Here is a 26,867-nt window from a genome sequence, read left to right on the forward strand (position 1 = left end):
AGCCCCTTTTCCATTTCTGCGGTGTTCATGGATTCCGGGCTCTTCGCTGTCGCGAAGCCCCGGAAAGACGGCCGAGCGGTCAGTGCGCGCCGCTCGGCTGCTGCGGCACCTGCGCTGCGACCTTGCGCTTGCTCCCGCGCAGATCGGCCAGCCAGCGCACCATCACGTAGAACACCGGCGTGAAGATCAGGCCGAAGATCGTCACGCCCAGCATGCCGGAGAACACCGCGATGCCCATCGCCTGGCGCATCTCGGCACCGGCGCCGACCGAGATGGTCAGCGGCAGCACGCCGAGGATGAAGGCCATCGAGGTCATCAGGATCGGCCGCAGACGGGTGCGGGCGGCTGCGATCGCCGCGTCGCGACGGTGCATGCCTTCCTCCTCCGCCTGCTTGGCGAACTCGACGATCAGGATCGCGTTCTTGGCGGCGAGGCCGACGAGCACGACGAGGCCGATATCGACGAGGATGTTCCGGTCGAGCCCGGCGTAGTTCACCCCGAACATCGCGGCCAGGATACACATCGGCACGATCAGGATGACCGAGAGCGGCAGGAGCCAGCTTTCGTAAAGCGCCGCCAGCAGCAGGAAGACGAACACCACCGCTAGCCCGAAGGCGACGATCGCGGTGTTGCCGGCGAGCTTCTCCTGCAGCGCGATCTCGGTCCACTCGAAGCCGAAGCCGGCCGGCAGCCGCTCCGCCGCGATCTTCTCGACTGCCGCGATGCCCTGTCCGGTCGAGAAGCCGTGCGCCATCGAGAGCTGCACCTCGGCCGCCGGATAGAGGTTGTAGCGCGGCACGCGATAGGCGCCGGTCGTGTCCTGGAAGGAGGCGACCGAGCCGATCGGCACCATCTCGCCATCCGCGTTGCGGGTCTTGAGACCGGCGACGTCGCGCGTCGTGAGACGGAAGGGATTGTCGGCCTGCGCGGTGACGCGGAAGGTGCGGCCCAGCAGGTTGAAGTCGTTGATATAGGCCGAGCCCATATAGACCGACAGCGTCTCGAAGATGCGCGTGATCGGCACGCCGAGCATCTCCGCCTTGGTGCGGTCGATATCGGCATAGATCTGCGGCGTCTTGGTCGAGAACAGGGTGAAGGGCTGCTGGATGCCCTGCACCTGTCCGGCCGAGCCGGCGACGATCCAGGCCGCGCCTTCCAGCGCGGGGAGCCCGCGGCCGCTGCGGTCCTGCACATAGCCCTTGAGGCCGCCGCCTGTGCCGATGCCGGGAATGGCCGGCGGCTCGATCACCAGAGCGAAGGCCTCGGGAATCGAGAACATCTGCTGGCGCAGATCGTTCAGGATGCCGGCGGAGGTCAGTCCCGCCTTCTCGCGATCCTTGAACGGAGCGAGCGTGACGAAGGCGACGCCGGCATTCGGCGCGATCGTGAAGGTCGCGCCGTCGAGGCCGGCGAAGGCCACGGTGTGGGCGACGCCCGGCCGCGACTGCAGCAGTTCGTTGGCCCTGCGCAGCACCGCGTCGGTGCGCTGGAGCGAGGCGCCCGGCGGCAGCTGCATCGCGACGATGAAGTAGCCGCGGTCGAGCTGCGGCACGAGGCCGGTGGGGGTCCTGCGGATGTCCCAGACGGTCGCGGCGATCAGGCCTGAATAGACGATCAGCAGGATCACCGCGATGCGGATGAGCCGGGAGGTGATGCGTCCATAGGTCCGCGAGAGCCAGTCGAAGCCCGCATTGAAGTAGTGGAAGAACCAGCGGATCGGCGCGCCCAGCTTGTAGAAGAATCCGTGCTGCTCGTTCTCGTCATGCTTCTTGTGCGGCTTCAGCAGCACCGCCGACATGGCCGGCGACAGCGTCAGCGAGACGAAGCAGGAGATCGCCGTCGAGGCTGCGATCGTGACCGCGAACTGCTGGTAGAAGGTGCCCTGCAGGCCGCTGATGAAGGCAGTCGGGATGAACACCGCGCAGAGCACGAGCGCGATCGCCAGCAGCGCGCCGCCGACCTCGTCCATCGTCTTGTGCGCCGCTTCCTTCGGCGACATGCCCTCGGCCAGATAGCGCTCGACGTTCTCCACGACCACGATCGCGTCGTCGACGACGATGCCGATCGCCAGGACGAGCGCGAGCAGCGAGATCGTGTTGAAGGAGATTCCGACCGCGCTCATCACGAGGAACGTGCCGACCAGCGAGACCGGGATCGCGACAATCGGGATGATCGCGGCGCGCCAGGTCTGCAGGAACAGGATCACCACGACGACGACGAGCGCCACCGCCTCGAGCAGGGTGTGAACCACGGCGTCGACGGATTCCCCGATGAACTCGGTCGGGTTGTAGATGATGCGGTGCTCGAGGCCGGCCGGGAACTGCTTGGCCATCGTGTTCATCGTCGAGATCAGCGAGTCTGAGGTCGCGAGCGCGTTCGAACCTGGCCGCTGGAAGACGGCGATGGCGACGGTGTTCTTGTTATCGAGATAGGCGTTGGAGGTGTAATCCTGCGAGCCGAGCTCGACGCGGGCGATGTCGCGCACGCGGATCGTGCCGCCATCGGCGTCGGCACGCACGACGATGTTCTCGAACTCGGAGACATCCGTTAGGCGGCCGAGCGTGTTGACCGAGAGCTGGAAGGCCTCGTCCGACTTCGCCGGCGGCTGGTTCAGCGCGCCTGCGGCCACCTGCACGTTCGCGGCCCGGAGCGCGGCGACGACGTCGCCCGCCGTCAGGTTGCGCGACGAGACCTTGGCCGGATCGAGCCAGATGCGCATCGAGAAGTCGCGCGCGCCGAAGACCTGCACGTCGCCGACGCCGTCGACGCGGGTGAGCACGTCCTTCACATAGAGCGAGGCGTAGTTGGAGATGTACTGCGCGTCGCGCGACCCGTCCGGCGAGATCATGTTGATGACCATCAGGAAGTCGGGCGAGGCCTTGCGCGTCTGCAGGCCGAGCTGGCGAACCTCCTGCGGCAGGCGCGGCTCGGCCTGCGAGACGCGGTTCTGCACCAGCACCTGCGCCTGGTCGATGTCGACGCCGGCCTTGAACACGACGTTGATCGTCACCCGCCCGTCGCCGGTCGACTGCGAGGTGATGTAGAGCATGTCGTCGACGCCGTTGACCTCCTGCTCGATCGGCGTCGCCACCGTGGCGGCGACGACCTCGGCCGAGGCGCCTGGATAGGTCGCGGTGATCGAGACGGTCGGCGGCGCGATCTCGGGATACTCGGAGATCGGCAGCGAGCGCTGGGCAATGGCACCGGCGATCGTCAGCAGCACCGAGAGCACGGTGGCGAAGATCGGCCGGTCGATGAAGAAATGGGCGAAGCGGAACATGGAAATGTCCTGTCCGGAAAAGGCGGGTGGGCGCCCGCAGGCGCCCATGTTTCAATCTTGGAGGCGGTCGCTCAGTTCGTCGTCGCGACCTTGATCTCGCCGGGCTGCGGCGTGACGGCGACACCGGGGCGGACCATGGGATTGGCGTTGCCGCCGATGATCACCTTGTCCTCGACCGTCAGGCCGGAGCGGATCACCCTCAAGCCCTCGCTGATCGGCCCGAGCACGACTGGCTTCGGCACGACCTTGTTCTCAGGGCCGACCGTCAGGACGACCTTGCTCGCCTGGTCCGAGGCGATGACCGTGTCGGGCACCAGCAGCGCGTCGGATTCGCCGGCGAAGAAGCGCAGGCGGCCGAACACGCCGGGCGTCAGGAACTGGTCCTTGTTGTCGAACACGGCGCGGCCGCGGATCGTCGCCGAACGGGCGTTCAGGGCGTTGTCGAGGAAGTTGACCTTGCCGCGGCGACCCCATTTGGTCTCGTCGGAAAGCCGCACCTCGACCGGTGTCCCGGTGTCCTTGCTGGTCGTGTCGCGCAGATTGGCCATGCGGTTGTACCGCAGGAAGTCGGCTTCCGAGACGTCGAAGGTGAAGTAGATCGGAGCCACCGCGACGATGGTCGTCAGCAGCGTCGCCCCCGACTGCCCGCCGGCGATCAGGTTGCCCGGATCGACGCGGCGGTTCGAGATGCGGCCGGAGAGCGGCGCGCGCACCTCGGTCCATTCGAGATTGAGCTCGGCGTTCTTGAGATTGGCCTCGGCGCCCTGCAGCGATCCGATCGCGCTGTTGAGGTTCGCGCGGCGCTGGTCGACGTCGCGAGCCGTGATCGTGCGGTTCTGGGTCAGGCCCTCGGCGCGGTCGACCTCGTTCTGGGAGAGCTCGACCTGGGCCTTCGAGCGGGCGACCTCGGCACGGGCAACGTCGACAGCCAGTTTGTAAGGCCGCTGATCGATGGTAAAGAGCAGGTCGCCCTTCTGGACGATCGAGCCGTCCGGGAAGTGCACGCTGTCGATGAAGCCGGAGACGCGGGCGCGCACCTCGACCTGCTCGCTCGCTTCGAAGCGGCCGGTATACTCATCCCAGTTGGTGATGCGCTTGGCGAGCGGGCTGGCGACCTGAACCGGTGGGGCAGGCGGCGCTCCCTGGGCAGCGGCGTCGAGTGCGGTGAAGCCGGTCGACGTGGCAATAGCGGTGAACACCAGGCCGATGAAACGGCTGCGTGGCATGACGGAACTCCGTGTGGCGGACCGGCGCAACATAGCGGGTTTTCCGGTCTGTGCCGCAAAAAGGGATGGGGAGTGACGAATGTCAAGAACCATCACCCATCATAGAGCGCAATATTGCGTCATATAAGTCATATTCCCGCCATCTGGTTGCAGGAGCGCAACGGCGCTGCACCATGACGGGGCGGTTTGATGCGGCGGATCGAGGCAACGACGCTTGCCGCACGCCCGCTGACATCGTAACGCGTAGGCGACCATTCGAGCCGGAAGATTTCAGATGAATGCGCATGCCCGCCCCGCCGACCCGAAGAAGCTGATCAAGGGCGCGACCGGCGATTGGGAGATCGTCGTCGGCATGGAAATCCATGCCCAGGTCACCTCCAATGCCAAGCTGTTCTCCGGCGCCTCGACCGGCTTCGGCGCCGAGCCCAACGAGCATGTCAGCCTCGTCGATGCGGCCATGCCCGGCATGCTGCCCGTCATCAACGCCGAATGTATCCGCCAGGCCGTGCGCACGGGGCTCGGTCTGAGCGCGCAGATCAACAACCGTTCGGTCTTCGATCGCAAGAACTACTTCTATCCCGATCTGCCGCAGGGCTACCAGATCAGCCAGTACAAGAGCCCGATCGTGGGCGAAGGCGAGATCGTCGTCGATCTCTCGCCGACCGAGCAGATCACGGTGGGCATCGAGCGGCTGCATCTCGAGCAGGACGCCGGCAAGTCGATCCACGACCAGCACCCGACCATGAGCTTCGTCGATCTCAACCGCTCCGGCGTGGCGCTGATGGAAATCGTCTCGAAGCCGGACCTGCGCTCGGCGGACGAGGCGAAGGCCTATGTCTCGAAGCTGCGCACCATCCTGCGCTATCTCGGCACCTGCGACGGCGACATGGAGAAGGGCAATTTGCGCGCCGATGTGAACGTCTCCGTTCGTAAGCCCGGCGGCGCCCTCGGCACGCGCTGCGAGATCAAGAACGTCAACTCGATCCGCTTCATCGGGCAGGCGGTCGAGACCGAGGCGCGCCGCCAGATCGGTATCATCGAGGATGGCGGCACCATCGACCAGGAAACGCGCCTCTACGATCCCGGCAAGGGCGAGACGCGCTCGATGCGCTCGAAGGAAGAGGCGCATGACTACCGCTACTTCCCCGATCCGGACCTGCTGCCGCTCGAATTCGACGACGCCTTCGTCGAGTCGCTCAGGGGCGCGCTGCCGGAACTGCCGGACGCGAAGAAGGCGCGCTTCATCGCCGAATACGGGTTGTCGCCCTACGACGCCTCGGTTCTGGTCGCCGAGCGCGATCAGGCCGACTACTTCGAAGCGGTCGCCAAGGGCCGGGACGGCAAGGCCGCCGCCAATTGGGTGATCAACGAGCTGTTCGGCCGCCTCAACAAGGAAGGCCAGGACGTCACCACTTCTCCGGTCTCGGCTGCCCAGCTCGGCGGGCTCGTCGACCTGATCGGCGAGGGGGTCATTTCCGGCAAGATCGCCAAGGACCTGTTCGAGATCGTCTGGACCGAAGGCGGCGACCCGCGCGAGATCGTCGAGACCCGCGGCATGAAGCAGGTCACCGACACCGGCGCGATCGAGAAGGCCGTCGACGAGATCATCGCGGCGAACCCTGACAAGGTCGAGCAGGTCAAGGCCAAGCCGACCATGCTGGGCTGGTTCGTCGGCCAGGCGATGAAGGCCTCGGGCGGCAAGGCCAACCCGCAGGCGCTCAACGAGATCCTGAAGAAGAAGCTCGGCATCGAGTGATCAAACATGCTGTCATCCCGGATGTAGCGAAGCGGAGATCCGGGATCCATGCCTGAACCTTCAACGGGAGCGTGCCGGCATGGATCCCGGGTCAAGCCCAGGATGACGGCGGTGTTTCTTGTGCAAGCTGGACGATTGGGATGACGCCCGCAGGTCTCGTCATCCGCGACGCTGAAGCCGCCGATATTCTGGCGGTGAGGGCGCTTTTGGTCGAGACCTGGCACGCCACCTATGACGGCGTCTACGGCTGGCAGCGGGTCGCCGAGATCACCAATGCCTGGCATTCGCCGGAAAACCTGCGCAGCCAGCTCGGCCGCGAAGAGGGCGTATTCCTCGTCGCTCTGATCGGCGAGGATATCGTTGCGACTGCCTCGGCCCGGCCGGAGCGCGATGGCGCGGCGCTGCTGACGCGGCTCTACGTGCTGCCGGCCTGGCAGGGCGTCGGCATCGGCCGCACGCTGCTGCAGATCGCGCTCGCCTGTTTCCCGAAGGCGCCCGTTGCCCGGCTCGAGGTCGAGAGCCAGAACGAGCTGGCGATCGCCTTCTACGAGCGCATGGGCTTCTTCCTGCAGCGACAGGCCCGCTTCGACGGACGCGACGACACACCGAACACGCTGCTGATGGCCAAGCGCCTCTTCGCAGAGTGAAGGCCGCTCGGCCTCGGAGACAAAGCGCAATGAAACAGAATGCCGTCGACGCATCCGACATCCTCATTCGCGAAGCCGCGGCAGACGATGTGCCGCGGATCGCCACACTGATCCTGCACGGGGCGCCGACGCAGACGCGCACTCCTGAGGCGATTGCCGCCGAAGCGCTGCATCCAGCCTATCGCGATGCGTTCAAGGCGATGAAAGCCAATCCCTATTGCAGCCTGATCGTCGCCGAGCGCGGCGGAGTCGTTGTCGGCACCTATCAGATCTCGCTGCTGCCGGGGCTCGCCGAGCGCGGGCGTGTTCGCGCCAAGATCGAGAGCGTGCATGTTGCGCCCGAGTGCCGAGGCCTGGGCATCGGTGGCGTGATGATGCGCCATGCTCTCGCCTACGCTGCGGCGAGAGGGGTAGGTCTCGTCGAGCTCACGTCGAACAAGGCGAGGCCCGACGCCCATCGCTTCTACCGAAATCTCGGCTTCGACCAGAGCCATGAGGGCTTCAAGAAGGTCGTCTCGCCCTGAGCTTTGATCTTGCATCGGCTTTTGCGAAAACCGCATTCCACTTGTCGGGCCGATGCTCCAGCGGCATGGCGAGGTCGCGCTGAGGGCGGGCTCGTGCCTCTTCCGGCGCTTCGGCGGGCTCCTTACGTTTCGCGCCGAGGCCTCACGCCAGGAAGGAAGAGACTGATGTCCGAAGCTGCCGCCAAGCCGATCGACCTCTATTACTGGCCAACGCCGAACGGCTGGAAAATCTCCATCATGCTCGAGGAGTGCGGGCTGCCCTACACCATTGTGCCGGTGAACATCGGCAAGGGCGACCAGTTCAAGCCGGAATTCCTCGCGATATCCCCGAACAACCGCATGCCGGCGATCGTCGATCCCGACGGGCCGGACGGCAAGCCGATCTCGGTCTTCGAATCCGGCGCCATCCTGCAGTATCTCGGCCGCAAGACGGGCAAGTTCTACCCGAAGGACGAGCGTGGCCGTGTCGCCGTCGACGAATGGCTGTTCTGGCAGATGGGAGGCTTCGGCCCAATGCTCGGCCAGACCCATCACTTCCGCATCTACGCGCCGGAGAAGGTGGCCTACGCCATCGACCGCTACACCAACGAGGCCAACCGCCTCTACGGCGTGCTGAACAAGCGCCTCGAAGGCCGCGATTATATCTGCGGCGAGTATTCCATCGCCGACATGGCCTGCATCGGCTGGGCACGCGGCTGGGAGCGGCAGGGCCAGGACATCAGGCAGTTCCCTAATGTCGCGCGCTGGCTGGAGACGATGCAGGCGCGCCCGGCGGTCCAGCGCGGGCTGAAGGCGGCGGAGGAGTTGCGCAACCCCGCCGGCATCAGCACGCCCGAGGAAAAGGCGGTCCTCTTCGGCCAGAAGGCCCGCTGAACGTAAATCGTCATGCCCGGGCTTGACCCGGGCATCTCTCGAAAAGAGATCCTCGGGTCTGCGCTTCGCTTCGCCCGAGGATGACGTTTCCCCGCCTAGGACGTGAGAACCTCAGTTCGACCGCGTCCACTTGACCGAGCGGCAGATCAGCCCGCCCATCACGCAGCCAGCGGTGGTCAGCGTGCTGCCGGAGAGCTTCATCGTTCCCGAATAGGTCTTGCCGTCTTCCGGGTTGAAGGCGCTGCCGGCCCATTTGCCATCGCCGTCGGGCTTCATGTCGTAGAATATGCGCTGGCCGACCTTGGCCGGCCCGTTCTGCTCCTTGAGCCAGGAGATCGTGCCGCAAAGCGCCTCGCCGCATTTGGTGAAGCGCACTCGCGAGGCGCCCGTGTCGCGCTCCCAGACGCCTGCCACTTCCTGCGCCGCCGCTGTCGCGACGCTCGCCAGCATGCCGAGCGCCGCCAGCGCCGCGAGCCTAGATCCGATCCCGTTCTTCATCCGATCCTCCTTGTCCGACCCGCTATGCCTGCATGGTTCAGATATGAACTATATCGGGGTTTAGGCGCAGCTCAAGGTGCCGCAAGGGAAGAGGTTGCGGCCCGTCCGTTGCGCAAGGTGAATCCAATCTCAACGGTGCGTGCGAAGGCGCTTCGGCATCCGGTTGAAATCGCTTGTATTTTCGGAATTCTGAAGTGAATCCTTGGTTACTTTAACCGGACGATTACGCCTCGTTGAGACTCGATTCACCGCAAAATTTAGCGCGCATTTTAAAGGTCGAGCTCACTCTCGCATCCATCGACCGGGGCCTTGGACGGGTGGCCGGGACAACGAAAAAGAGGGTGGTGTCATGGCACGTATGGAGATGAGCGCTGTTCCCGCTTCGCTGGTGATCCCGGCTGAGGTGTCGGCCGAGGCCTATTGCGAACTCGGGCTGATGCATGCTTCGGGGCGGGCAGGGGTCGTTGACCTCGTCGCGGCGCAGAAATGGTTCAACGTCGCCTTTGCCCGCGGTTGCGCCCGGGCAGCGGCCCATCGTCAGGAGCTCGCGCTTGAGATGAGCCGGGACGAGATCGCCGAGGCACTGCGCGAAGCACGCGCTTTCCTCACGCGGCACTGAGAGGGCCACGTTCGGATATCCCGACGCCGCGCTTGTACGCGCGGTTCAGAACGCTCCGATACCGCCCGAAGGCGGGGGCATGTTGCCCCTGCGGTCCTTGGTGATGCCGTCGGCCGTCACCAGAAGCAATTCGCAGAGCGACGCCAGACAGGCCAGGAATACAATCGCGACGATACCCATGGATCGCCTCCCTTGTTCTCCAGGCGCGATCCTAGCACGAAAATGATCCGCGGGCTTGCGGATTGCGGACGAGCCGGACCGTTCCCCTGCCTTGTGAGGGACGAAAGCGGCGGCTATAAGCGCGCCGCAATTCCCTTTTCGTACCCTAGGATTTTTCGATGGCTGTTCAGCGTACCTTCTCCATTCTCAAGCCCGATGCGACGAAGCGCAATCTCACTGGCGCGGTCAACGCGGTCATCGAGAAGGCCGGCCTGCGCATCGTCGCTCAGAAGCGCATCCAGATGACCAAGGCTCAGGCCGAGACCTTCTATGCCGTCCACTCGGCGCGTCCCTTCTTCGGCGAGCTCGTCGACTTCATGACCTCCGGCCCCGTGGTCGTGCAGGTGCTGGAAGGCGAGAACGCGATCGCCGCGTATCGTGACGTGATGGGCGCCACCAACCCGGCCAACGCCGCCGAGGGCACCATCCGCAAGCTCTTCGCCGAGTCGGTCGGCGAGAACACCGTGCACGGCTCGGACGCGCCGGAGACCGCGGCCATCGAGATCGCCCAGTTCTTCGCGGGCAACGAGATCGTCGGCTGATCGCAGCCGCTTCCTGACAAGCAGAAAAGGCGGACCGGTTTCCCGGTCCGCCTTTTTTTCTTTTCGGGCTTCTGTCCGCGGCCGGGCAAGCCCGGCCACGATGCCGTTGTCCTCAGAGCCCTAGAGAATAGCTCGACCCGGTATCGAAGGAGTAGCTCGCCGAGAGGCCGATGGTGAGCGAGTCGCGCGAGCCGAACGGCCTGACGATGGCCGAGCGGGTCGCGTCGCCGACGAGGTGCTTGTACTCGACATAGGCCGTGGTCTTGAGCTGATCCGACCAGTGATAGGTGATCTGCGCCAGGGCGCCGACCGTATGGACGCCGGTGTTGAAGCGCTGCAGCAGGCCGCCGGTACCGGGCTGGGCTCCATAGGTGCCGAAATAGGTCCGGACATAGTCCGCCGAGGCGATCCGCATGCGCGGGCCGACACCGAGAGTCCACGGGCCCATATTGGTGAAGGCATCGAGCTTGAGGTCGGCGACGACGCCGTCATGCGCGACGATGCCGCGGCGCAGGTCGACCCGGCCTCGCAGCCAGGACGTCGGATAGAATTCGGCGAAGGCGCCGGCCTCGGCGCCGAACTTGGTCGCGGGCACGGCGACGAGCAACGGATTGACCTTGGCGCTGCGCTTCCAGAGCAGGTCGCCGGAGAAGCCGATGCGCCAGCCCTGGCCGGAGAAGACGCCGATGCTCAGCATCGCGTCGTCCTCGGCGCTCCACCATGTGCTCTTCAGGCCCTTGCCCAGCGAGATGATGGGGCGCGCGCGGAACACGTAATCGTCCGAGCCGGTGTAGTCGGGCTGATAGCGCACGCCTGCACCAAGCGTCACATACCAGTTCTGCGCCGATTGGGGCGAGGTCAGGGTGGAGTAGTCTTTCGACTGCGCCTGGGCTTGGCCAGGCAGCGAGAGGAAGAAGCAGGTCGCCAGACCCGCCAGATACGCAACGCAACGCATAGTCCAGAACTCCGACGCGACAGCGCGCCCGATGGATTTGAATGGAGGCAATCTGAGGGAAGGGGATTAATGCGCGGTTAAGGTGAGTTTTTCGTTATCTCAGGAATATCAATGTGTTGTGACTTCAGAGCTTTTTCTTGGCGTTAGCCGGGCTTGATCGCAGCCGCCGTGGCCGTGCCGGAGGCTGGCGCCGGCGGGCACCGGGAACCGCCCGTTAATCGATGGTGGCCAGAATGTGTCCCAGGGAGCGGAAGGCTCCGATCGACAGGGTCGCAGGAGGCGGCGATGATCATGGAAGTGGCGGTTGTCTGGCTGCTTTGCGCCGCCGTGTTTCTCGAGCTGGCGGACCGGGCTCCGGTGATCGACGAAGCGGGACTCGGGATCGACTCTGGCGCCCGGCATATGGGCTGCGACGAGCCGGAGAGCGTCGCAGCGGAAGCACTGTCCCTGAAAACAGCGATGAGCGAACACGCATCCTCTTGACGTTGAGCTAGCTCTATGACCATGCCGGGAAACGGGCGCAGCATGTGGTCTTCGATGTGCCCCATTCTCGAAGAGCAGGCGGAATCATGATGATGCGGCGGATGGGTGCGGTCGTGCTGGCCGGTGGACTATCGATCCTGGCGAGCGTTTCGGCCTATGCCGCGAGCAGCTCCACGACGCTGCCGGCTCCCGATCCGACGGCGAAGAACCTGACCCCCTACATGATCCAGCTGCGCGCCTTCGACGCCTGCCTTGTCACGCAGTCGCAGCTCCTCGGCACGACGCGCGAGGCCGTGCACACGCCCTGCAGCTGCTACGCCAAGGGCACTGTCAACGCCATGACCAAGGATGAGATCCAGGCGTTCCGTGACACCGGCTACTTCAACGATACGGCCCGCGAAAAGGGCCTCCGCTTCATCGACCAGTGCAAGCTCAAGCGCCCGTTCTGAGCTGATCGACACGCCGGCGCACTGGCGCGTTCGTATTCTTCCCACCTCGCCTTGCTGCTGACAGACTCCTGACAGAAGCTGTCAGCGCGGCTGAGCCATCTTGCCGCAGGTCAAAGCCGTCATCCGTTCGATCGCTCCGGTCGAACGGAACGGGCATTGGACCGGAGACGAGTGGGGAGACGACGCCGTGCAGCGCGCCGAACGATTGCTCGACATGATCCAGAGCCTGCGGCGACGCAGGCGCCCCGTTACCGCCGAGACGCTGGCCTCCGAGCTCGACGTCTCCGTGCGCACGGTCTACCGCGACATCGGCGCGCTCGTGCGCCAGGGCGTGCCTGTGCGCGGCGAGGCCGGCATCGGCTATGTGCTCGACGCCGGCTTTGACCTGCCGCCGCTGATGCTCTCGCCCGACGAGATCGAGGCGGTGCTGGTCGGCATGCGCTGGCTGAGCGAACGCGCCGACCCGGTTTTGGCGCGTGCGGCGGAGGATGTGGTCAGCAAGGTCGCGGCCGTGTTACCGCCGCATCTCCGGCCGATCCTGCTCGACGGCGCGCTGTTCGCCGCTTCTTATCCCGGCGATGTGCCGTCCGATCAGGTCGATGTCGCCGCCGTGCGCGCCGCCATCCGCAATGGCCGCAAGCTTTCGATCGAGTACAGCGACGAGAGCGGCCATGCGACTCAGCGCATGATCTGGCCGATCGGCATGACCTTCTACGAGCGCGTGCGCATCGTCATCGCCTGGTGCGAGCTCAGGCAGGCCTTCCGCCATTTCCGCACCGACCGCATGACCGGGCTCACCGCGCTGGAAGAGCGTTATCCCGCCCGCCGTGCCGATCTTTTCCGCCGCTGGCAGAAGGAAGAGGAGAAGACCCGCGAGGAATGGGAGCGCTGCAAGCGCGAGGGCGGCGGCGAGCTTCCGCTCGGTGCGAAGCGGCCTGAGGACGATCAGGCTCGGATGACGGCATCCCCCGCGAGTCTCGCCCGGCCGGAGGCGACCTCGGCCAGCGCCGCCGGATAGAGCTTGTGTTCCTCGACGAGGACGCGCTGTGCCAGCTTGTCTTCGTCGTCGCCAGGCAGAACCGGCACCTTCGCCTGTAGGATCACAGGCCCGGCATCGAGGTCGGGCACGACGAAATGCGCCGAACAGCCATGCTCGACGACGCCGGCTTCAAGCGCCTGCCGGTGGGTATGCGTGCCCTTGAACAGCGGCAGCAGGGAGGGGTGGATGTTGATCACCCGCCCTTCCCAGCGCTTCACGAACCAGGGGGTCAGGATGCGCATGAAACCGGCGAGCACGATGAGCTCGATCTGGTTGACGCGCAGCAGCTCGTCCATCGCGCGCTCGAACGCCTCGCGGTCTTTGCCGAACGTTTTGTGGTCGACCGTCGCAGTGGCGATGCCGAAGCCCCGCGCCCGTTCCAGCCCAAGGACATCCGGGATGTTGGAGATGACGAGCGCGATCTCGGCCGGATAGTCCGGCGACTGCGCCGCCTCCGCCAGCGAGACCATGTTGGAGCCGCGCCCGGAGATCAGCACTCCGACGCGCATGCGGGCAGGCTTTGGGCTCACAGCGAGAGCTTGCCGCGATAACTGACCTGCTCCTCGCCGCCCGAGACCGGGACGATCTCGCCGAGCTTGACCGGAGCTTCGCCGGCCGCCTTCAGCGCGGCGAAAACCTCGTCGGCCTTGGCCGCATCGGCTGCCACGATCATGCCGATGCCGCAGTTGAAGGTGCGCAGCATCTCGCGCTCGACGACGCCGCCGATCCGTGCGAGCCAGCCGAAGACGGGCGGTACGGGGATCGCGGGCAGGTCGAGCGCGACGCCGAGCCCCTCGGGCAGCACGCGCGGGATGTTATCAGGGAAGCCGCCGCCGGTGATATGCGCCAGCGCCTTGATGCCCTCGGTTGCCTTCAGCGCCTGAAGCAAGGGCTTCACATAAATGCGGGTCGGCTCCAGCAGGGCTTCGGCCAGGGTCTTTTCCGGCGCGAAGGGGGCGGGCGCCTCCCAGGCGAGGCCGCTGAGCTGGACGATGCGGCGCACCAGCGAATAGCCGTTGGAGTGCACGCCGGAGGAGGGCAGGCCGAACACCACATCGCCGGGCTTCAGGTCCCCGCGCGGCAGCAAGGTGCCGCGCTCGGCGGCGCCAACCGCGAAACCGGCGAGGTCGTAGTCCTTCTCGGCGTACATGCCGGGCATCTCGGCGGTCTCGCCGCCGATCAGCGCGCAGCCGGCCTGGCGGCAGCCATCGGCGATGCCGCGCACGATCTCGACGCCGACCTTGGGATCGAGCTTGCCGGTGGCGTAATAGTCGAGGAAGAGCAGGGGCTCGGCGCCCTGCACGATCAGGTCGTTGACGCACATCGCGACGAGGTCGATGCCGATCGTCGAATGCAGCCCGCTCTCGATCGCGATCTTCACCTTGGTGCCGACGCCGTCATTGGCGGCGACGAGGATGGGATCGTTGAAGCCGGCGGCCTTGAGATCGAACAGCCCGCCGAAGCCGCCGATCTCGGCGTCCGCGCCCGGCCGGCGCGTGGCGCGCACCAGCGGCTTGATCTCGTCGACCATGGCATTGCCGGCGTCGATATCGACACCCGCCTGCGCATAGGTCAGTCCGTTCGCACCGGGCTTGCTCATTGAATTCTGCCTTCCTTGTGGTCGCGCGAGCGATAGGCAAGCACGCCGCGCCTTGCAAGGCGTATCGGCGTTTTCGCTCTTGCCGATCCACTGCCGGCGCCCTTAGCATCGCTCTCTGTCGAGTTTCGCTCGGGCGTTGTGAATGACGATCCCCAACCTGATCACGGTCGGCCGGCTCTTCCTGGTGCCGGTGGTGATCGTCATGATCGTCAATGCGCAGTGGGAAGGCGCCTTCATCATCTTCGTTGTGGCCGGCATATCCGATGCCGTCGACGGCTTCCTCGCGAAGCGTTGCGGCATGGCGAGCGAGCTTGGCGCCTATCTCGACCCGATCGCCGACAAGGCGCTGATCGTCTCGATCTACATCACCCTGGCCATGGTCGGCGCCATTCCGACCTGGCTGGTCATCATCGTCGTGGCGCGCGACCTGATGATCGTGGCGGCGGTGATCCTGTCCTGGCTGATGGACCGGCCGGTGACGATCGCCCCCTTGCTCGTCAGCAAGCTCAACACGGCCGCGCAGATCGCCTTCGCGGCGTTGGCGCTCGGCTCGCGCGCCTTCGGGATCGATCCCGGCCACGTCTCCACAATTGGCGAGATTCTCGTCGCTCTGTTGACGCTCGCCTCGATGACGGCCTATCTCGCCTTCTGGCTGCGCCATATGGCGGGCTGACCGGTCTTCACCCGCCGCCGCGGCTTGGAACCATGGGCTTCCATGCACATCTATCCCCTTCCGCCGGCCGGAGACGCGAAAGAGGCTGATCGATGACGTTGCAACGCCAGATCGGCTTTTGGCTCGGGTCCCTCCTGGTTTTCATCCTCCTGCTGGTGGTGCTGCGGGATATCCTGCTGCCCTTCATCGCAGCATTGGCCCTCGCCTATCTGCTCGATCCGCTGGCCGACAGGCTGGAGCGGATGGGCATGAACCGGCTGACGGCGACGATCGTCATCCTGATCGTCTTCCTGATCGTCTTCGTATTGGCGCTCGTGCTGCTGGCGCCGCTGCTGGGACGGCAGCTGGCCGGACTCGTCGAGAGATTGCCCGCCGATGCCGCCAAGCTCCAGGCGCTCGCGATGGAGAAGGGCGCCCCCTGGCTCGAGCGTTTCGGCGGAGGAAACCTGCAGCAGGAAGCGCAGAACTCGCTCGGCAACCTCGTCGGCGAGGCGACGAAATGGGTCGGCGGCCTGCTTCAGTCGCTCTGGAGCGGCGGCACCGCCATCGTCGGCGTGTTCTCGCTGCTGGTACTGACGCCGGTCATCGCCTTTTATCTGCTGGTCGACTGGGACCGGATGGTCGCGACCGTCGACAGCTGGCTGCCGCGCGACCACCGCGACACCATTCGCGGGCTATTGCACGAGATGGATCTGGCCATCGCCGGCTTCCTGCGCGGCCAGGCCTTGGTCTGCGTGTTGCTCGGCAGCTTCTATGCGATCGGACTCAGCGTGATCGGCGTCAATTTCGGCGCCCTGATCGGCATCATCTCGGGCTTCCTCTCCTTCATTCCCTATGTCGGCTCGCTGACCGGGCTCGTGCTGTCGGTCGGCGTCGCCATCGTGCAGTTCTGGCCGGACTGGACTTGGCCGCTGGTGACGCTCGGCGTCTTCTTTGCCGGGCAGTTCCTCGAAGGAAACATCTTCCAGCCGAAATTCGTCGGCGATTCGATCGGCGTGCATCCGGTCTGGCTGATGTTCGCGCTGCTTGCCTTCGGCTCCCTGTTCGGCTTCGTCGGGTTGCTGCTCGCGGTGCCGCTTGCAGCGGTCATCGGCGTGCTCTGCCGCTTCGCGCTCAGGGAATATCTGGCCAGCAAGCTCTACCATGGCAGCGAAACGACGCGCACGGCCCGGACGAGGGCGCGCGCCGACGCCGATCTCTGATCCGATCATGTCCGACATACCGCCGCGCCCGCGCCAACTCGCCTTCGACCTGCCCGTCGACAGCCGCCATGGCGTCGAGGATTTTCTGGTCGGCCCGTCGAATGAGGCGGCCTACGGGCTCGTCGAAAGCTGGCCGCAATGGCCGGATGCCTGGCTGCGCCTGACCGGGCCCGAAGGCGCCGGCAAGACCCATCTCGCCGCCATCTGGGCCCGCGCCGCCCATGCCTGGACGCTTTCCGCCGTCGAATTGAGCGAGGCCAAGGTGCCGCATCTGGTCTCGGGCGGCGCGCTGGTGATCGAGGATTGCGATGCCGGCCCGATTGACGAGGCCGCGCTGTTCCATCTGATGAACGCGGTCAAGGCGCGCGGCGGCTCGCTGCTCCTGACGGCGCGCCGCCAGCCCGATCTTTGGGGCCTGCGCGTGCCCGACCTGCTGTCACGACTGCGGCTGGCGCCGAGCGCCACCATCGAGCCGCCCGATGACGGGCTTCTGCGAGCGGTCCTGGTCAAGCTCTTCATCGACCGGCAGCTCGTCGTCGACACCGCCGTGATTGAAGCCCTCACCTTGAGGATGGAGCGCTCCTTCGCCGCCGCCCGGCAGGTCGTCGACCGTCTCGATCGCGTGGCGCTGGAGCGCGGCCGGCGGGTGACGCGCCTGCTGGTGCAGGAGGTGCTGGCGGAACTCTTCCCGGAAGAGCCGGGTTGAGCGATCGCGGGCAAGACCGACATGTCTCGGCGTGAAATCATGTCGCCTGTCATCGAAACGTCACGCTAGAATGGCTTCAACGGCGCCATGAGCGAAAAAGCGACCAGGACGCGGGTGAAGCGCATGAATCTCGATACCGTGACCGACGAGCCGGAGCGGCTCACCGGCGAGACCGACTCGCTGGCGCTGCGTCAGCAGCCCGGGCGCTTCATGAATCGCGAGCTCAGCTGGCTGCAGTTCAATCGCCGCGTCATGGAAGAGGCCTCGAACCGCAGCCATCCATTGCTGGAGCAGCTGCGCTTCCTCTCGATCTCGGCGAACAATCTCGACGAGTTCTTCATGGTCCGCGTCTCCGGCCTGCGCGAGCAGCTCAAGGCCGGCGTCGTCACCCGCAGCCAGGATGGGCTGACCCCGGCCGAGCAGCTCGTTGCGATCGGCGAGGCCGTCCACGCACTGACCGGTGACCAGCAGGCCCGCTGGGCCGAGCTGCGGCACGATCTGCATGAGAACCGCATCCACCTGCTGCAGCCCGCCGATATCGGCTCGCAGGATCGGATCTGGCTGGAGGACTACTTCCTCAACTACGTCTTCCCGGTGCTGACGCCGCTGGCGATCGACCCGGCGCACCCGTTCCCCTTCATCCCCAATCTCGGCTTCACCATCGCGCTGGCGCTGGAGCGCAAGAACGACGGGCGCCAGCTCGACGCGCTGATCCGCGTGCCGATCAAGATCGACCGCTTCATCGAATTGCCCGACCTTGCCCGCGAAGGCCTGCATCGCTTCATCACGCTCGAGGATGCCATCTCGCTCTTCATCGGCAAGCTCTTCCCCGGCTACGAGGTCAAGGGAACCGGCTCCTTCCGCGTCATCCGCGACTCCGATCTCGATATCGAGGAGGAGGCAGAGGACCTCGTCCGCGTCTTCGAGACGATGCTGAAGCAGCGCCGGCTCGGCGTCGTCATCCGACTCGAGCTTTCGCTCGGCATGCCCGACCATCTGCGCCGGCTGATCGTGCGCGAACTCAAGGTCGATGCCGACGAGATCGTCGAGGTCGACGGCATGATCGGACTGAACGAGCTTTCCCAGCTCGTCGGCGTCGACCGGTCGGACCTGAAGTTCAAGCCTTACAACGCCCGCTTCCCGGAGCGCATCCGCGAGCATGGCGGCGATTGCTTCGCCGCGATCCGCCAGAAGGACCTGCTCGTCCACCACCCCTATGAGAGCTTCGACGTCGTCGTGCAGTTCCTGCAGCAGGCGGCGCGCGATCCCAACGTCGTCGCGATCAAGCAGACGCTCTACCGCACCTCCGCGAACTCGCCGATCGTCAAGGCGCTGACGGAAGCAGCCGAGGCCGGTAAGTCCGTCACCGCGCTGGTCGAGCTCAAGGCCCGCTTCGACGAAGAGGCGAACATCCGCTGGGCCAAGGAGATGGAGCGCGCCGGCGTCCAGGTCGTCTACGGCTTCATCGAGCTCAAGACCCACGCCAAGCTCTCGCTGGTCGTGCGCCGCGAGGCGGGCCAGCTCGTCAGCTACTGCCATATCGCGACCGGCAACTATCACCCGATCACGGCGCGCATCTATACCGACGTCTCTTTCTTCACCGCCGACCCGGTGATCGCGCAGGACGTCGCGCGCGTCTTCAATTTCATCACCGGCTATGCCGAGCCCGACGGGCTGGAGCGCATGGCCATCTCGCCGACCGGTCTGAAGCAGCGGCTGCTTGCCGACATCGCCGAGGAGGTCGCGCATGTGAAGGCCGGCCGCAAGGGTGCGATCTGGGGCAAGTGCAACTCGCTGGTCGATCCCGAGATCATCGACGCGCTCTATGATGCCAGCCAGGCCGGCGTCGAGATCGACTTCGTCGTGCGCGGCATCTGCTGCCTGCGGCCGGGTGTGCCCGGCCTGTCGGACAACATCCGCGTCAAGTCGATCATCGGCCGCTTCCTCGAGCACACCCGCATCTATGCCTTCGGCGCCGGCCACGGACTGCCCTCGGCCAAGGCCAAGGTCTCGATCTCATCGGCGGACCTGATGCCGCGCAACCTCGATCGCCGGGTCGAGGCGCTGACGCCGATTCTGAACCCGACGGTGCATCAGCAGTTGCTCGATCAGATTATGTTGGCCAACCTGCTCGACAACGAGCAGAGCTGGACGATATTGGCCGATGGCGGCTCGCGCCGCATTGTCCCGGCGGCGAACGAAGAGCCGTTCAACGCGCATAAGTACTTCATGACAAACCCGAGTCTGTCTGGACGTGGAAAATCGCTCTCCAATTCAAGTCCCCGTTCCCTCACGCGCCGGGGAGGCCGTAAAGCCTGAGCTCAGGCACGCGCCGGGGCGGCTTGCGCTCTCCGACACCATCGCCATCGTCGATATCGGCTCGAACTCGGTCCGCCTCGTCGTCTACGAGATGCTGGCGCGGGCGCCTTCGCAGGTCTTCAACGAGAAGGAGATGGCGGGGCTCGGCCGGCAGGTCGCCTCGACCGGCCGGCTCGCCGCGGATGCGATCGATAAGGCGATCCACGCGCTCGTGCGCTTTCGCATCCTCTGCGAGGCGATGCATGTCGGCGAGATTCGCGTCATCGCCACGGCCGCCGCGCGCTATGCCGAGAACGGGCCGGACTTCATCGCTCGCGCCGAGAAGGCGGTCGGCCAGCCGATCGAGCTGATCTCCGGCGGCCGCGAGGCGATTCTCTCGGGCCTCGGCGTGATCTCCGGTTTCGATGCCCCCGACGGGGTCGTCGGCGATCTCGGCGGCGGCAGCCTTGAGCTGATTTCCGTCAAGAACGGCGCAGTGGGGAAGGGCGCCAGCGTGCCGCTTGGCGGCCTCGCGCTGCTCGATCGCTCGAAGGGCTCGATCCGGGCGGCCGAGAAGATCGTCCGGGACGAACTCGACAAGCTGCCGCAGCTCGCTGCGATGAAGGGCCGCGACTTCTATGCCGTCGGCGGGACCTGGCGCGCGCTGGCGACCCTGCACCAGCGACGCGCGAATTACCCCCTCAACGTCATGCATGGCTATGCGATTCCGCCGAAGGATGCGGCCGATTTCGCCAAGCTGGTCGAGCGGGCCGATGCGTCGGTCCTCGACGCGATCGATTCGGTGTCCTCGGCGCGGCGTCCGTTGCTCGCCTATGGCGCGCTCGTGCTCGACGAACTGATCAAGCGCGGTAAGCCGCGCAACATCGTCATCTCCGCCCAGGGCGTGCGCGAGGGCCTCCTGCACGAGCAGCTTTCGCCGGCGGAACAGGTGGCCGATCCGCTGCTGCAGGCCGCGCGCGACTACAATCTCCTGCGGGCTCGCGATCCGCGCCATGCTGCCGACCTGATCGCCTGGGCGAGCGGCATCCTCGAAACCGCGGGCCTACCGCAGGACGAGCCGTCGGGACGGCTGATCGAGACCGTCTGCCTGTTGTCCGACATCGGCTGGCGCGCCCATCCCGACTATCGCGGCGAGCAGAGCATGAACGTGATCGCGCATGCCTATTTCACGGGCATCGACCATGTCGGGCGGGCGTTCCTGGCACTGACGATCTTCCATCGTTACGCCGGCCTCAAGGCAAGCTCTCCGGCTGCCGATGGCCTGAAGACATTGCTGCAGCCGACCCTGCTCGCCCGTGCGACGCTGATCGCGGCGATCTTCCGTGTCGCCTATCTCTTGTCCGCCGGCATGGCCGGCATCCTGCCGCGTATCCCGGCAGCCTGTGTCGACAACCGCCTGGTGCTGCGCTTTCCGGACGATCTCGCCGCTCTGGCCAGCGACCGTGTCGAAGGCCGCCTCAAGCAGCTCGCCAAGCTGCTCGGGCGTGATGTCGAGATCGGCCGACTCTGAACGAGCCGGCCGGAGACCGAGAGACCGGCGGCCTTGGTTTGTCAGGCCGCGGCGCGCAACCGCGCGAAGCCGGCATCGAGATCGGCTTTCAGATCCTCGATGTCTTCCAGCCCGATATGGATGCGGATCGTCGGACCCTTGAAGTCCGGCTTGGTCGCGGTGCGGTAGTCCTTGCAGTCGAAGGGCAGGACGAGGCTCTCATAGCCGCCCCAGGATGCGCCGATGCCGAACAGCGTCAGCCCGTCCAGCATCGCGCCGACCGCCGTCATCGAAACCGGTTCGAGCTCGATCGTGAAGAGCGAGGACGCGCCGGTGAAGTCGCGCTTCCAGATTTCATGCCCCGGTGCGCCCGGCAGGGCGGGGTGAAGGACACGGGCGACTTCGGGGCGCGCGCGTAGCCATTCGGCCATGGCGATGCCGGCCGGCATCTGCTCCTTGAGCCGCACGGCCATGGTGCGCATGCCGCGCAGCGTCAGGAAGGCGTCTTCCGGCGCCACGATCATCCCGAGCTGGTGCCAGGCGGCCTTGAGCTTCTTGAACTGTTCCGGTGTCCGCGCCGAGATGGTGCCGATCAGCACGTCCGAATGCGCGGCGTAATACTTCGTGCCGGCCTGCACCGAGAAGTCGACGCCGAATTTGTGGCTGTCGAAGAACAGCGGCGTCGCCCAGGTGTTGTCCAACGCGACCAGGATGTCCCGCTCATGGGCTGCCGCCACGATGGCGGGGATATCCTGCATCTCGAAGGTCTGGGACCCCGGCGCCTCGGTCCAGACCGCCTTGGTGTTCGGCTTGAAGAGCTTGGCGATGTCGCCGCCGATCAGCGGATCGTAATAGGTGACCTCTACGCCCATGCGCTTCAGGAACGTGTCGCAGAAGATGCGCGTCGGGCGGTAGACGCTGTCCGTCACCAGGACATGATCGCCGGAGGACAGGATGGTCAGGAAGGCGAGCGTGCAGGCAAGAAGCCCGGACGGGGTGGCGACCACACCGGCACCGCCCTCGATCGTGTTGGCCGCCGCGATCAGCGCGTCCAGCGTCGGGCTGCCATCCGTGCCGTAGGTGTAGCGCGCCTTGCGAACCAGGAAGTCCGCCGTGTTCGGGTAAACGACCGTGGAGCCTCGTACGATGGGCGGATTGACAAAGCCGTAACTGTCCTCGGGGTCGCGGCCGGCAAGCACAAGGCGTGTCCGCTCGCCGAGGCGGGCAAATTCAGGCGAAGACAGCTTTTTCATGGAAACGGCACGTCCGGCAGGCGGGAGAATGCGGTCGCACTTGACCACGACCCACAAACTCGCATGTGATGTATGCAGTGGACAAGGGGCGGCTCATGCGTATGGCGGTTGCTTGACGCTCATGGGTCGCTCTGGCAATCGACTCGATGACGGGGGCGCCGCGCAACCGCAAGGTGAACCGAGCAGCGAAATCGCTGCCGGCGGCGAGACCAGGATGGCGTTCGGCGCGAGCCGGGAACGTGGCTTCAATGGGAGAGTACCGATGAAAAAGTTTGTAGCAGCCGCCCTCGCAGCGGGAATTGGCATGGCCGTTTCCGCGACCGGGGCCTCCGCCCAGGCGACCCTCGCGCAGGTCAAGCAGCGCGGCGCCCTCAACTGCGGCTCCAACACCGGGCTCGCCGGCTTCGGCGTTCCGGATGCGCAGGGCAACTGGAAGGGGCTCGACGTCGATGTCTGCCGCGCCATCGCAGCGACAATCTTCAACGACCCGAACAAGGTGAAGTTCATCCCGCTCTCGGCCAAGGATCGCTTCACCGCGCTGCAGTCGGGCGAGATCGATGTGCTGGTCCGCAACTCGACCTGGACGATGACGCGCGACGCGTCGCTCGGCCTGCTCTTCACCAGCGCGAACTACTATGACGGCCAGGGCTTCATGGTCCGCAAGAAGCTCGGCGTGAACTCGGCGCTGCAGCTTTCCGGCGCCTCGGTCTGCACCCAGCAGGGCACCACGACCGAACTCAACCTGGCCGACTACTTCCGTGCCAACAACCTGAAGTACGAAGTCGTCGCCTTCGCCTCGGCGGACGAGACGATCAAGGCCTATGACGCCGGCCGCTGCGACGCCTTCACTACCGACGCCTCGGGCCTCTATGCCGAGCGCCTGAAGCTGACGAACCCCGACGACCACATCGTCCTGCCGGAGATCATCTCCAAGGAGCCGCTCGGCCCGTCCGTCCGCAACAACGACCCGCAATGGTTCAACCTGGTGAAGTGGGTCGGCTTCGCCATGCTGAACGCCGAGGAACTGGGCGTGACCCAGGCCAACGTCGATCAGCAGCTCAAGTCGGATAACCCCGAGGTCAAGCGCCTGCTCGGCACCGAGGGCAAGTTCGGCGAGCAGGTCGGCCTGACGGCGGACTGGGTTGTCCGCATCGTCAAGCACGTCGGCAACTACGGCGAATCCTTCGAGCGCAACGTCGGCCAGGGCTCGCTGCTGAAGATCGCCCGCGGTCAGAACGCGCTCTGGACCAAGGGCGGACTGCAATACGCCCCACCGGTTCGCTGATACGTCTTGCGGGGCGCCGGCCTGACCGGTGCCCCGTTTTTTAGTGACATCCGCTGCACCATCGCCGCGAGCCGCCTGCAAGCGTTTCGCGGCGTTCCTGTATCTCGGCAGGCACCGGCAGATCTTGCGCGAGAGAGCTTCATTTCGCCCGGCACGGTCTTCAGGAAAGGGGTCTCCGGCAGGCTGTGTGCCGCTCCCTCCCGCTGACGGGATTGTTCGTTGACGACGAGGGCGGGGGCGCAGAAATTTGCGGACGGCGCCGGACAGGGCCACCGGGGCGGTTGGTCCGGGATTTGCTGATTGGAAATTTACGTCAGCAGGACTTGCCGCATCGGCATTTGCTGCTCAAGATTTGCACAATCGGGGAGAGCGGGACAAACCCGCTCCGAACAGGGGTACGGCGGCATGAGGACAGAGATCGCGACTGCCGCGGGGGCGGCAGCTATCTGCGTCGGTAGCGCGACGCTTCCCTGAATGACGGGGAGGCGCTCCCTCGCATGGCGCGCCTCCTGCACGAAACACGAAGAATAGCGGCACGGACAACAACACGACCTCGGCGCAACCGCACCGCCGAAGGATCGCCGGCCGCAACAAGCGAAGCAAAAAGGGCGTGACAAGTGTCGAGCATTCCGACCGAAACGGTATCACCCGGCAAGGCGTCGTTGTTCTACGACCCCAAGATCCGCGGCTATGTCTATCAGATCCTTCTTTTGGCGGTCGTCGGCTTCCTGATCTGGTCGGCCGCATCCAACGCCATCGAGAACCTTCGTGCCCAGAAGATCGCCTCCGGTTTCGGCTTCTGGAACAACGCTGCCGGTTTCGACGTCAATCAGAAGCTGATCCCGTTCTCGGCATCCGGTGGCTCGACCTATGGCCAGGCCTTCCTGGTCGGACTGCTCAACACGCTTCTCGTCGCCGCGCTCGGCATCGTACTCGCCACCATGATCGGCTTCTTCGTCGGTGTGGCGCGCCTTTCCAACAACTGGATCGTCGCCAAGCTGGCGATGATCTATGTCGAGGTGATCCGCAACATCCCGCTGCTGCTCCAGCTCTTCTTCTGGTACAACGCGGTGCTGAAGCCGTTGCCTGATGCCCGCAACTCGATTGCGCTGCCCGGCAGCATCTATCTCAACAACCGCGGCATCATCCTGCCGAGCCCGAATTTCGGCCCGGCCTTCGAGGCGGTCGTCATCGCCTTCTTCATCGGCATCGCCGGGGCGATCGCCTTCTTCGTCTGGTCGCGGCGCCAGCAGATGCAGACCGGCAAGCAGTACCACAACGGCTGGGTCGCGCTCGCGCTCATCGTCGGGCTGCCGCTTCTCGTGTTCTTCATCACGGGCCGTCCGCTCACCTTCGACTATCCGCAGCAGGGACGCTTCAACCTGACCGGCGGCATGCAGATCTATCCGGAATTCGTCGCGCTCCTGATCGGCCTGTCGACCTACACGGGTGGCTTCATCGCCGAGGTGGTGCGGGCCGGCATTCTGGCGGTGTCCAGGGGGCAGACGGAGGCGGCCAACGCGCTCGGTCTGCGCTCCGGCCCGACGCTGAAGCTCGTCGTCATCCCGCAGGCGATGCGCGTCATCATCCCGCCGCTGACCTCGCAATACCTCAACCTCACCAAGAACTCCTCGCTGGCGGTGGCGATCGGCTATCCCGATCTCGTGCAGGTCTTCACCGGCACGGTGCTGAACCAGACCGGCCAGGCGGTCGAGGTCGTGGCGATCACCATGGCGGTCTATCTGACGATCTCGCTGGTGACGTCGTTCTTCATGAACATCTACAACAAGCGCATGGCGCTGGTTGAACGGTGAGGGCTGACCGATGACCGACGCAACCACCGAACTCGCGCCCTTCGCCTTCGTTCGCAGGGATACGCTGGAACAGGAGCCCGCGCCGCTTTCCGTCGCCGGCCCCCTGGCCTGGATCAGGGCCCACCTGTTCTCGGGCCCTCTCAACACCATCCTGACCCTGCTCTGCCTCTATCTGGTGATCGATGCGGTGCCGGGGCTGATCCGGTTCTACTTCCTCGATGCGGTCTGGACCGGCACGAGCCGCGACGCCTGCCTCGCGGACAAGGTCGGCCGGCCGGTCGGCGCCTGCTGGGCCTATATTGGCGATCGTCTGCAGTACTTCATCTACGGTTCCTACCCGGTGACGGAGCGCTGGCGGGTCAATATCGTCTTCGCGATGTTCGCGCTCGGCGTGATCTGGCTGCTCTGGAACCGGGCGCCGATGAAGAAGATCGGCGTGTTCTTCTTCTTCGTCATCCTGCCGACGAGCGCCTTCATCCTGCTGCTCGGCGGTGACCGGGCCGAGGGCTTCCTGCGCTTCCTGATCCTGCTCAGCTTCGCGCTGGCCGTGGTCTATCTCGTCCTGTCCTTCGCGCCGAGCCTGGTGAAGTTCTGGATCGGGGAGGGGCAGCTTGCCGTAGAGGAGGCCGCGCCGGCCTGGCAGCGCTTCTATCGGCCGAAGCGGCTGATCCTGATCTCGCTCGTCGTGTTCGGCATTCTCGCCGTTCTCGCCGACAAGGTCGGCCTCCCGCGCGTCGATACCGGCCTCTGGGGCGGCATGACGGTGACCTTCCTGATCTCGGCGGTGGGCATCGTGTTCTCGCTGCCGCTCGGTGTGCTCCTGGCGCTCGGCCGTCGCTCGCGGCTGCCGGCGATCCAGCTGCTCTCGGTGATCTTCATCGAGTTCGTCCGTGGCGTCCCGCTGATCACGGTGCTGTTCATGGCGAACACCATGCTGCCGCTCTTCGTGCCGCAGGAATGGTCTCCGGATCGGTTGCTGCGGCCGCTGATCGGCGTCGCGCTCTTCGCCGCCGCCTATATGGCGGAGGTGGTGCGCGGCGGCCTGCAGGCGATCCCCAAGGGCCAGTACGAGGGCGCGATGTCGCTCGGCCTCGGCTACTGGCAGATGATGCGCCTCATCATCCTGCCGCAGGCGCTGCGGATCGTGATCCCCGGCATCGTCAACACCTTCATCGGGCTGTTCAAGGATACGACGCTGGTGACCATCGTCGGCATCTTCGACTTCCTGCGCACCATCGAGGCGACTCTCGTCGACCCGACCTGGGCGACGCCGACCACGCGGACGACCGGCTATGCCTTCGCCGCGATGTTCTATTTTCTTTGCTGCTGGGGAATGTCGCGCTACTCGGTAGCTGTCGAGAAGCGCCTCGCCGCCGGCCAAAAACGTTGAGAGGAATGACGACCATGGCAATGGCA

General features: G+C 65.5%; 24 protein-coding genes and 1 pseudogene. 17 read left to right on the top strand and 8 right to left on the bottom strand.

Going from position 1 to position 26,867, the window contains the following annotated elements:
* Window positions 1-79: 79 nt before the first annotated feature.
* Window positions 80-3,280: an efflux RND transporter permease subunit gene (locus tag NWE53_RS03545; RefSeq protein WP_265053002.1), complete on the bottom strand. Its 3,201-nt coding sequence runs from the start codon at window positions 3,278-3,280 to the stop codon at window positions 80-82.
* Between the two features lie 71 nt (window positions 3,281-3,351).
* Window positions 3,352-4,506: an efflux RND transporter periplasmic adaptor subunit gene (locus NWE53_RS03550; protein WP_265053003.1), complete on the bottom strand. Its 1,155-nt coding sequence runs from the start codon at window positions 4,504-4,506 to the stop codon at window positions 3,352-3,354.
* Between the two features lie 274 nt (window positions 4,507-4,780).
* Here NWE53_RS03550 and gatB point away from each other — a divergent pair, with 274 nt between their 5' ends.
* The 4 genes from gatB to NWE53_RS03570 all read left to right on the top strand — a co-directional run bounded on the left by gatB (window position 4,781) and on the right by NWE53_RS03570 (window position 8,306).
* Entirely contained in the window at window positions 4,781-6,262 is a 1,482-nt protein-coding gene (gatB, locus tag NWE53_RS03555; RefSeq protein ID WP_265053004.1) for an Asp-tRNA(Asn)/Glu-tRNA(Gln) amidotransferase subunit GatB, read from the top strand.
* Between the two features lie 140 nt (window positions 6,263-6,402).
* Entirely contained in the window at window positions 6,403-6,909 is a 507-nt protein-coding gene (locus NWE53_RS03560; RefSeq protein ID WP_265053005.1) for a GNAT family N-acetyltransferase, read from the top strand.
* Between the two features lie 29 nt (window positions 6,910-6,938).
* Window positions 6,939-7,433: a GNAT family N-acetyltransferase gene (locus tag NWE53_RS03565; protein ID WP_265053006.1), complete on the top strand. Its 495-nt coding sequence runs from the start codon at window positions 6,939-6,941 to the stop codon at window positions 7,431-7,433.
* A gap of 165 nt (window positions 7,434-7,598) precedes the next feature.
* The gene (locus NWE53_RS03570; RefSeq protein WP_265053007.1) at window positions 7,599-8,306 is read left to right on the top strand and encodes a glutathione S-transferase N-terminal domain-containing protein; all 708 of its coding nucleotides are present in this window, start codon (window positions 7,599-7,601) and stop codon (window positions 8,304-8,306) included.
* A gap of 111 nt (window positions 8,307-8,417) precedes the next feature.
* Here the strand turns inward: NWE53_RS03570 and NWE53_RS03575 are convergent, their stop codons facing one another.
* Entirely contained in the window at window positions 8,418-8,804 is a 387-nt protein-coding gene (locus tag NWE53_RS03575; protein WP_265053008.1) for a DUF2147 domain-containing protein, read from the bottom strand.
* A gap of 349 nt (window positions 8,805-9,153) precedes the next feature.
* Between NWE53_RS03575 and NWE53_RS03580 the strand changes: the two genes are divergently transcribed.
* Window positions 9,154-9,423, top strand: coding sequence for a sel1 repeat family protein (locus NWE53_RS03580; RefSeq protein WP_265053009.1), 270 nt, complete (start codon window positions 9,154-9,156; stop codon window positions 9,421-9,423).
* A gap of 45 nt (window positions 9,424-9,468) precedes the next feature.
* Here NWE53_RS03580 and NWE53_RS03585 read toward each other — a convergent pair whose 3' ends face one another.
* Window positions 9,469-9,603, bottom strand: coding sequence for a hypothetical protein (locus NWE53_RS03585; protein ID WP_265053010.1), 135 nt, complete (start codon window positions 9,601-9,603; stop codon window positions 9,469-9,471).
* 158 nt (window positions 9,604-9,761) lie between these two features.
* Between NWE53_RS03585 and ndk the strand changes: the two genes are divergently transcribed.
* Window positions 9,762-10,184 (top strand): nucleoside-diphosphate kinase, encoded by a 423-nt coding sequence (gene ndk, locus NWE53_RS03590; RefSeq protein ID WP_265053011.1) that lies wholly within the window; start codon window positions 9,762-9,764, stop codon window positions 10,182-10,184.
* 112 nt (window positions 10,185-10,296) lie between these two features.
* Here the strand turns inward: ndk and NWE53_RS03595 are convergent, their stop codons facing one another.
* Complete coding sequence (locus NWE53_RS03595) at window positions 10,297-11,139, bottom strand: MipA/OmpV family protein (protein WP_265053012.1); 843 nt, start codon at window positions 11,137-11,139, stop codon at window positions 10,297-10,299.
* A gap of 285 nt (window positions 11,140-11,424) precedes the next feature.
* Here NWE53_RS03595 and NWE53_RS03600 point away from each other — a divergent pair, with 285 nt between their 5' ends.
* From NWE53_RS03600 to NWE53_RS03610, 3 genes and pseudogenes are all read left to right on the top strand, one after another.
* The gene (locus tag NWE53_RS03600) at window positions 11,425-11,622 is read left to right on the top strand and encodes a hypothetical protein (protein ID WP_265053013.1); all 198 of its coding nucleotides are present in this window, start codon (window positions 11,425-11,427) and stop codon (window positions 11,620-11,622) included.
* A gap of 86 nt (window positions 11,623-11,708) precedes the next feature.
* Window positions 11,709-12,071: a hypothetical protein gene (locus tag NWE53_RS03605; protein WP_265053014.1), complete on the top strand. Its 363-nt coding sequence runs from the start codon at window positions 11,709-11,711 to the stop codon at window positions 12,069-12,071.
* 187 nt (window positions 12,072-12,258) lie between these two features.
* A pseudogene (locus tag NWE53_RS03610) lies at window positions 12,259-12,927 on the top strand (helix-turn-helix transcriptional regulator); the annotation flags it as partial.
* 89 nt (window positions 12,928-13,016) lie between these two features.
* Here the strand turns inward: NWE53_RS03610 and purN are convergent.
* Together purN and purM are read right to left on the bottom strand one after the other, a co-directional pair.
* Entirely contained in the window at window positions 13,017-13,640 is a 624-nt protein-coding gene (gene purN, locus NWE53_RS03615) for a phosphoribosylglycinamide formyltransferase (protein WP_265053015.1), read from the bottom strand.
* On the bottom strand, window positions 13,637-14,710 hold the full coding sequence (purM, locus tag NWE53_RS03620) for a phosphoribosylformylglycinamidine cyclo-ligase (RefSeq protein WP_265053016.1): 1,074 nt from the start codon (window positions 14,708-14,710) through the stop codon (window positions 13,637-13,639). The genes purN and purM overlap by 4 nt, the downstream gene beginning before the upstream one ends.
* Before the next feature lie 142 nt (window positions 14,711-14,852).
* On the opposite strand from purM, the gene NWE53_RS03625 reads away from it, so the two are divergent.
* From NWE53_RS03625 to ppx, 5 genes are all read left to right on the top strand, one after another.
* Complete coding sequence (locus NWE53_RS03625) at window positions 14,853-15,383, top strand: CDP-alcohol phosphatidyltransferase family protein (RefSeq protein ID WP_265053017.1); 531 nt, start codon at window positions 14,853-14,855, stop codon at window positions 15,381-15,383.
* 92 nt (window positions 15,384-15,475) lie between these two features.
* The gene (locus NWE53_RS03630) at window positions 15,476-16,585 is read left to right on the top strand and encodes an AI-2E family transporter (protein ID WP_265053018.1); all 1,110 of its coding nucleotides are present in this window, start codon (window positions 15,476-15,478) and stop codon (window positions 16,583-16,585) included.
* Window positions 16,586-16,592: 7 nt separating this feature from the next.
* The gene (locus NWE53_RS03635; RefSeq protein ID WP_265053019.1) at window positions 16,593-17,291 is read left to right on the top strand and encodes a P-loop NTPase family protein; all 699 of its coding nucleotides are present in this window, start codon (window positions 16,593-16,595) and stop codon (window positions 17,289-17,291) included.
* 123 nt (window positions 17,292-17,414) lie between these two features.
* Window positions 17,415-19,610 carry an RNA degradosome polyphosphate kinase gene (locus NWE53_RS03640; protein WP_265053020.1) on the top strand — a complete coding sequence of 732 codons (2,196 nt, stop codon included), beginning with the start codon at window positions 17,415-17,417 and terminating at the stop codon, window positions 19,608-19,610.
* Window positions 19,546-21,120, top strand: a complete 1,575-nt coding sequence (gene ppx / locus NWE53_RS03645; protein WP_265053021.1) for an exopolyphosphatase — start codon at window positions 19,546-19,548, stop codon at window positions 21,118-21,120. The genes NWE53_RS03640 and ppx overlap by 65 nt, the downstream gene beginning before the upstream one ends.
* A 41-nt stretch (window positions 21,121-21,161) precedes the next feature.
* Here the strand turns inward: ppx and metC are convergent, their stop codons facing one another.
* Entirely contained in the window at window positions 21,162-22,352 is a 1,191-nt protein-coding gene (gene metC / locus NWE53_RS03650; RefSeq protein ID WP_265053022.1) for a cystathionine beta-lyase, read from the bottom strand.
* A gap of 262 nt (window positions 22,353-22,614) precedes the next feature.
* Here metC and NWE53_RS03655 point away from each other — a divergent pair, with 262 nt between their 5' ends.
* The 3 genes from NWE53_RS03655 to NWE53_RS03665 all read left to right on the top strand — a co-directional run bounded on the left by NWE53_RS03655 (window position 22,615) and on the right by NWE53_RS03665 (window position 26,841).
* A complete protein-coding gene (locus NWE53_RS03655; RefSeq protein WP_265053023.1) occupies window positions 22,615-23,637 on the top strand; it encodes an amino acid ABC transporter substrate-binding protein in 1,023 nt (340 codons plus the stop codon).
* Window positions 23,638-24,254: 617 nt separating this feature from the next.
* The gene (locus NWE53_RS03660; RefSeq protein ID WP_265053024.1) at window positions 24,255-25,451 is read left to right on the top strand and encodes an amino acid ABC transporter permease; all 1,197 of its coding nucleotides are present in this window, start codon (window positions 24,255-24,257) and stop codon (window positions 25,449-25,451) included.
* A gap of 10 nt (window positions 25,452-25,461) precedes the next feature.
* A complete protein-coding gene (locus NWE53_RS03665; RefSeq protein WP_265053025.1) occupies window positions 25,462-26,841 on the top strand; it encodes an amino acid ABC transporter permease in 1,380 nt (459 codons plus the stop codon).
* Window positions 26,842-26,867 lie beyond the last annotated feature (26 nt).

It is taken from the genome of Bosea sp. NBC_00550 (assembly GCF_026020075.1).
In the GTDB taxonomy this organism is placed as follows: domain Bacteria; phylum Pseudomonadota; class Alphaproteobacteria; order Rhizobiales; family Beijerinckiaceae; genus Allobosea.